This is a genomic window from Streptomyces sp. B1866, from assembly GCF_031932565.1.
GTDB lineage: Bacteria > Actinomycetota > Actinomycetes > Streptomycetales > Streptomycetaceae > Streptomyces.
Genome location: NZ_JAVSCF010000334.1, coordinates 1 through 5,841 on the forward strand (window position 1 = coordinate 1; position 5,841 = coordinate 5,841).

General features: G+C 76.5%; 6 protein-coding genes and 1 pseudogene. 6 read left to right on the top strand and 1 reads right to left on the bottom strand.

Going from position 1 to position 5,841, the window contains the following annotated elements; all coding sequences use genetic code 11:
* Positions 1–215: 215 nt before the first annotated feature.
* Complete coding sequence (locus RKE29_RS27320) at positions 216–845, bottom strand: 5-formyltetrahydrofolate cyclo-ligase (RefSeq protein WP_312008348.1); 630 nt, start codon at positions 843–845, stop codon at positions 216–218.
* An 83-nt stretch (positions 846–928) separates the two neighbouring features.
* Here RKE29_RS27320 and galU point away from each other — a divergent pair, with 83 nt between their 5' ends.
* The 6 genes and pseudogenes from galU to RKE29_RS27350 form a co-directional block, all read left to right on the top strand.
* Positions 929–1,843 carry a UTP--glucose-1-phosphate uridylyltransferase GalU gene (gene galU / locus RKE29_RS27325; protein ID WP_312008343.1) on the top strand — a complete coding sequence of 305 codons (915 nt, stop codon included), beginning with the start codon at positions 929–931 and terminating at the stop codon, positions 1,841–1,843.
* A gap of 262 nt (positions 1,844–2,105) precedes the next feature.
* On the top strand, positions 2,106–3,374 hold the full coding sequence (gene glp, locus RKE29_RS27330; RefSeq protein WP_312008349.1) for a gephyrin-like molybdotransferase Glp: 1,269 nt from the start codon (positions 2,106–2,108) through the stop codon (positions 3,372–3,374).
* A gap of 99 nt (positions 3,375–3,473) precedes the next feature.
* Positions 3,474–3,956, top strand: a complete 483-nt coding sequence (gene moaC, locus RKE29_RS27335; RefSeq protein ID WP_312008345.1) for a cyclic pyranopterin monophosphate synthase MoaC — start codon at positions 3,474–3,476, stop codon at positions 3,954–3,956.
* 260 nt (positions 3,957–4,216) lie between these two features.
* Positions 4,217–4,771, top strand: a complete 555-nt coding sequence (locus RKE29_RS27340; protein ID WP_312008350.1) for a MogA/MoaB family molybdenum cofactor biosynthesis protein — start codon at positions 4,217–4,219, stop codon at positions 4,769–4,771.
* A complete protein-coding gene (locus tag RKE29_RS27345; protein ID WP_312008346.1) occupies positions 4,768–5,388 on the top strand; it encodes a GNAT family protein in 621 nt (206 codons plus the stop codon). The genes RKE29_RS27340 and RKE29_RS27345 overlap by 4 nt, the downstream gene beginning before the upstream one ends.
* Before the next feature lie 117 nt (positions 5,389–5,505).
* A pseudogene (locus RKE29_RS27350) lies at positions 5,506–5,841 on the top strand (hypothetical protein); the annotation flags it as partial.

Here is a 5,841-nt window from a genome sequence, read left to right on the forward strand (position 1 = left end):
CCGGACGCCGTTCCCGGCCTTCAGGGCTCCGCCCGAGGCCCCCGGGCCCCCGGCCGCGCGCGCCGTCGGCTCCCGGGGTCCGGTGCCGGGCCCGCCCAGGCTCCGCCCGCCCCCGGGCCCCCGGGCGCGCACCCGCCCGGGACCCGAGGTCCGGGCCGCCCGGAACCCGGTGTCCGGGCCGTGCCCGCATCGTGGATCAGCGCGGGCGTGATTTCTCATCCGCCGTTCTGGGCGGACGGCCGGAAGCTCCTGACGTAGTCGGGGGTCACCACGGCGTGCACGGGCCGGTCGTGCGGCTCGCGGGGGACGTACGGCACCACCTCGTGCGCGTACAGCAGCACCACCAGCGCCGCCCCGGCCCCGGACCGCTCCAGCCGGGCCAGCACCCGGTCGTAGCTGCCGCCGCCGCGCCCCAGGCGCGTCCCGCGCGTGTCCACCGCGAGGCCCGGCAGCAGCACCGCGTCGGCCTCCGTGACGGCCTGCGGGCCCAGCCGGGGCCCGTCCGGCTCGCGCAGCCCGCGCGTGGCGCGTACGAGCCGGTCGGGGCCCTCGTAGCGGCTCCAGTCCAGGTCGTCGTCGGGCAGGAGCACCGGCAGCAGCACCCGCACGCCCCGCGCGCGCAGGATGTCCAGCAGCGCGCGCGTGCCCGGCTCGCGCCCGACCGACACGTACGCCGCGACCGTGCGCGCCCCGGCCAGCTCGGGCAGTTCCAGCGCCCGGCGGGCCAGGCGCGGCTGCGCCGCCGCGGCCTCCTCCGGCGCCAGCCGGGCGCGCGCCGCGAGGTGGGCGCGGCGCAGCAGCCGCTTGGCGCCCTTATCGCCGCTATTGTCGTTACCGTCGGTCATCGGACGCTGGCGGGCTTCCCGGCTCATCTCGTGTTCACCTCGTGCACAGCATGCGCCAAAGCCTGCCGGATAGGGTTTCGGACATGACTCAATCGCGTACTCGGATCAGCAAGGCAGTCATCCCCGCCGCCGGCCTGGGAACCCGCTTTCTGCCTGCCACCAAGGCCACGCCCAAGGAGATGCTGCCGGTCGTGGACAAGCCGGCGATCCAGTACGTCGTCGAGGAGGCCGTCGCCGCCGGGCTCTCCGACGTCCTCATGGTCACAGGCCGCAACAAGCGGCCCCTGGAGGACCACTTCGACCGCAACTACGAGCTCGAAGAGGCCCTCAGGCGCAAGGGGGACGAGGCCCGGCTCCGCCGCGTACAGGAGTCCAGCGACCTCGCGACCATGCACTACGTGCGGCAGGGCGACCCCAAGGGCCTGGGCCACGCGGTGCTGTGCGCGGCCCCGCACGTCGGCGACCAGCCGTTCGCGGTGCTCCTCGGCGACGACCTCATCGACGCCCGCGACAAGCTCCTGTCCCGCATGGTGCAGGTGCGCGAGCAGCAGGGCGGCAGCGTCGTCGCGCTGCTGGAGGTGGACCCCGCGCACATCCACCTCTACGGCTGCGCGGCCGTCAAGCCGACCGTGGAGGACGACGTCGTGCAGGTCACCGGCCTGGTCGAGAAGCCCGACCCGGCCGACGCGCCCAGCGCGTACGCCGTCATCGGCCGCTACGTCCTGGACCCGGCCGTCTTCGGCGTGCTGCGCAGGACCGAGCCCGGCCGCGGCGGCGAGATCCAGCTCACCGACGCGCTCCAGGAGCTGGCCACCCAGCCGGACATCGGCGGCCCGGTGTACGGCGTGATCTTCAAGGGCCGCCGGTACGACACCGGCGACCGCGGGGACTACCTGCGTGCCATTGTCAGACTCGCGTGCGAACGTGATGACCTGGGCCCGGACTTCCGGACCTGGCTGCGCCGTTACGTCACCGAGGAGATGGAGCACCTTGAGTAGCACCGCGGCACGGGCCGCCGACCAGGGCCACGGCCCCGCGCACGACCCGGCGGGCGCCGGCCGGCCGGACGGCGGCCCCGACCCGGACCGGGCCCCGGCCCCGGCCTCCGAGGCGGCCCCGGCGGCCGAGGCGGCCCCGGCGGCCGATTGGGGCCAGGCCCCCGACGACGCCGGCGGCGGTGCCGGGGCGGGCGGTGGCCCCGGGGCGGGAGCCCCGGCCCCCTCCGGCCGCGAGCCCGGGACCACCTCCGGCCCGGACCGCCTGTGGTCGGTCTCCGAGCACCTGGCCGACGTCCTCGCCCACCTCCGCCCGCTGGACCCCATCGAGCTCCAACTGCTCGACGCGCAGGGCTGCGTCCTGGTCGAGGACGTCACCGTGCCCGTCGCCCTGCCCCCCTTCGACAACAGCTCCATGGACGGCTACGCGGTCCGCGCCGCCGACGTGGCCACCGCCGACGAGGCGTCCCCGGTGGTCCTCCGGGTCGTCGGCGACGTCGCGGCGGGCAGCGGCGAGTTGCCCGCCGTCGGCCCCGGCGAGGCCGCGCGCGTCATGACCGGCGCCCCGCTGCCGCCCGGCGCCGACACCGTCGTGCCCGTGGAGTGGACCGACGGCGGTACGGGCGGCGGCCCGGCCTCCGCCATGCGGGCGCACAGCCAGGACCCGGCGGGCGCGAGCGGCAGGGTCCGCGTGCACCGCCCCGCCGCCGCCCGCCGGCACGTCCGCGCGCGCGGCAGCGACGTGGGCGCGGGCGCGCTGGCCCTCGGCGCCGGCACGGTCCTCGGCGCGCCGCAGATCGGCCTGCTGGCCGCCATCGGCCGCGCCAGCGTGCGCGTGCACCCCCGGCCGCGCGTCGTGGTGCTGTCCACCGGCAGCGAGCTGGTCCCGCCCGGCGAGGAGCTGCCGCCCGGCCGCATCCACGACTCCAACAGCTTCCAGCTCACCGCCGCCGCCCGGGACGCGGGCGCCCTCGCCTACCGGGTCGGCGCGGTCCCCGACGACGCCGAGACGCTGCGCGCCACCGTCGAGGACCAGCTCAGCCGCGCGGACCTGCTGGTCACCAGCGGCGGCGTCAGCGTCGGCGCGTACGACGTCGTCAAGGAGGCGATGGGCGAGGTCGCCTTCCGGCGGCTTGCCATGCAGCCGGGCAAGCCGCAGGGCTTCGGCCTGGTCGGCCCCGACCGCATCCCGCTGCTGGCCCTGCCGGGCAACCCGGTCAGCGCGTACGTGTCCTTCGAGCTGTTCGCGCGGCCCGCCATCCGCACCCTGATGGGCGTGCCCGACGTGCACCGGCCCACCGTACGGGCGGTGTGCCCGGAGGGCGTCGCGTCCTCGCCCGCGGGCCGCAGGCAGTTCCTGCGCGGCCGGTACGAGGCCCAGGCGCCGGGCGAGCCGGGCACGGTCACCCCGGTCGGAGGCGCCGGTTCGCACCTGGTGGCGGCCCTCGCCCACGCCAACGCCCTGATCGTCGTCCCGGAGGAGGCCACCGGACTGGCCCCGGGGGAGGAGGTGGACGTCGTCCTGCTGACCTAGTCAGGCGGCTCGCGCGGGTACCTGACGGGGTGCCGCCCGGCCGCTGCCGCCCCCGCGCTGCCGGTACGGTGTGCCCACAGGGACCGCACCAGGAGAGCGATGAGCAGCCCGCAGGACCATCTCACCCATATCGACCAGGCGGGCGCGGCGCGCATGGTCGACGTTTCGGCGAAGGACGTCACCGCGCGGACCGCGCGCGCGAGCGGCCGCGTGCTCGTCTCGCCGCGCGTGGTGGCACTGCTGCGCGGCGAGGGCGTCCCCAAGGGCGACGCGCTCGCCACGGCCCGCATTGCGGGCATCATGGGCGCCAAGCGCACCCCGGACCTGATCCCGCTGTGCCACCCGCTGGCGGTCACCGGCGTGGAGGTCGACCTCGCGGTCGCGGACGACGCGGTGGAGATCACCGCGACGGTGCGCACCACCGGCCGTACGGGTGTGGAGATGGAGGCGCTGACGGCGGTCGGCGTGGCCGCGCTCACCGTGGTCGACATGGTCAAGGCCGTCGACAAGGGCGCCGTGATCACGGACGTGCGGGTGGAGGAGAAGACGGGCGGGAAGTCGGGCCACTGGAGCCGGACGTGAGCGGCCCCGCCGCCCGCGGCCGTACGGACGGCGTCCACCGTACGGGTGAGGCGACCCTGCGCGCGGCTGACGGCGACCGCCGTACGGACGGCGAGGCGAGCGCCGGGGCCCGTACGGACGGCGGAGCGCTCCCGGCGGGCGGCGCGCACCCCGAGAGCGGCCGGGCGCACCAGGCGCACGGTGCGGCGGCCCCCGCCGCGACCGCCGCCGAGCCCGGCCCGACCGCCGCGGCCCCCGCCCCGGCCGCCGCCGAGCCCGGCCTGGCCCCGTACCGCGCGCTGGTCGTCACCGCGTCCAACCGCGCCGCGGCCGGGGTCTACCCGGACCGGGGCGGCCCGCTGCTCGCCGAGGGGCTGGCCGCCCTGGGGTTCGCGGTCGACGGCCCGCGCGTGGTGCCGGACGGCGACCCGGTGGAGGCGGCGATGCGGGAGGCGGTCGCCGCCGCGTACGACGTGGTGGTGAGCACCGGCGGCACCGGCCTGGCGCCCACCGACCGCACGCCCGAGGCCACCCGGCGCGTACTGGACTACGAGGTCCCGGGCATCGCAGAGGCCGTACGGGCCGAGGGCCTGGCCAAGGTCCCCACGGCCGCCCTGTCCCGCGGCCTCGCCGGAGTCGCCGGGCAGACGCTGATCGTCAACCTCCCGGGTTCCACCGGAGGCGTCCGCGACGGGCTCGCCGTCCTGGGCCGCCTGCTGACGCACGCGGTGGACCAGATCCGCGGCGGCGACCACTCCGGCCCCGCCGCGCCGGGTGCCGCACCGGGCGGCCCGGCGGCCGGCGGCGGCGCCGTCCCGGGCCGGGCCCACGGATGACCGCCTGGCCTGCCGAGCTGACGGACGGTGACACCACCCTCCGGCCGATACGGCTGCGCGACCAGCGGGCCTGGCGCGAGGCCAACCAGCGCAACCGCGAGTGGCTGCGCCCCTGGGAGGCGACCATCCCGCCGTCCCTGCCCGGCGGCCCGGTCACCCACCGGCCCACCTACCGGCAGATGGTCCGCCACCTGCGCGCGGAGGCGCACGCGGGGCGGATGCTGCCGTTCGTGATCGACTACCAGGGCCGGCTCGTCGGGCAGCTGACCGTCGCCGGGATCACCTGGGGTTCGATGTGCTCGGGGCACATCGGCTACTGGATCGACGAGGCGGTGGCCGGGCGCGGCGTGATGCCCACCGCCGTCGCGCTCGCCGTCGACCACTGCTTCCGGGCTGTCGGCCTGCACCGCATCGAGGTGTGCATCCGGCCGGAGAACGGGCCGAGCCTGCGCGTGGTGGAGAAACTCGGCTTCCGCGAGGAGGGCCTGCGCCCCCGCTACCTGCACATCGACGGGGCGTGGCGCGACCACCTGGTCTTCGCGCTCACCACGGAGGAGGTGCCGGACGGGCTGCTGACGCGGTGGCGCCGGCTGAGACCCGGCGCGTCCCAGAAATAAAATGACTGTTCGATATTGGTCACGAATTCGCCACAATTTCAGTCTGTTCATCGCATCAGTCACAAAAAAAGTTCACGAGGCCGGTCAGAACGTGCGACACACCGCGCCAATTGGCAGATAGCCCCACGCGCGCCCCTCTACCGTGTGAGCGTGAGCAGCAGCGGCCTCATCTACGCAGTCATCGTCGGGGCCTGGGCGGCCTACCTGGTGCCGATGTGGCTCCGCCGGCAGGACGAGCTCAATGAGGCCCGTCCGACGGAACGCTTCAGCACCGCCATCCGGCTGCTGTCCGGACGGGCGGCGATGGAGCGCCGCTACGTCAAGGACCACCGCAAGGACCAGCCGGACGACCCGGACGACCCGGACGGCCCCGCGGACCCCCCGGCGGCCGAGACCGGGCGCCCGGCCGTCCGCGCGGCACCGGCCGACGCCGCCGCCCGCCGCGCCGCGGCC